Raw genomic sequence first — 716 nt, 5'->3', positions numbered from 1 at the left:
GGACACGACGGCTCCCACAGTGCCGATGAGGCGGGCCGAGCGGCGGACGACCGGGCGAGTCCAGTCGTGTACGGCGCGGACCTCGAAGCCGGCCTTGGTGGCGCTGGCCAGGTAGCGGTCGAGCCGCTCGAAGTCGTCGAACTGCCAGGACGCGCGCACCAGGCCCCGGGGGTCGAGCTGGTCGATCCGCGCGGACCGTTCGTCGGGCCAGGTGAAGTCCACGAGGACCAGCCGGCCCCCGGGGCGCAGCACGCGGTGGCTCTCGGCGAGGAAGGCGTCCCGCCCCTCGGGGCCGAAGTGGAACGCGGCCTCCAGGCAGTGCACCCGATCGAAGGAACCGTCCGCGAACTCCGTACCGCCCGCCTCGTCGGGCAACCGGGTCACGTCCGCGACGGCGAAGGTCACCCGGGGGCGGTGCCCGAACCGCGCCCTGGCCAGGGCGATCTGGCGCTCGCCGAGGTCGACGCCGAGGGCCCGGCAGCCGGCGTCGGCGAGCCGGGCGGTGGTGTAGCCGCGCCCGCAGGCGGCGTCGAGGACCAGGTCGCCGGGTGCCGCGCCCAGGAGCGCCAGCGACCGCCGTACGAGCGCCCGCTGGAAGTACCCGCCGCCGCCCACGGCGGCGGGGAGCGTGGGCAGCGTGAAGTAGCCGACGTTCAACAGGTCGCCCCAGCCCACGTGTTGCAGGAACCTGAGGAAGATGTTGCCCTCGCCGTACC

Annotated in this window: 1 protein-coding gene; it reads right to left on the bottom strand. The window is 74.6% G+C overall.

Translation table 11 applies throughout. From position 1 onward, the window contains the following. Nucleotides 1–716, bottom strand: a 716-nt coding sequence (locus tag KUM32_RS36385) for a methyltransferase domain-containing protein (protein ID WP_308408814.1), incomplete at both ends; no start/stop codon positions are given.

This window comes from Streptomyces sp. AC627_RSS907 (assembly GCF_019049165.1).
This window is presented reverse-complemented; position numbering and strand designations above follow the sequence as displayed.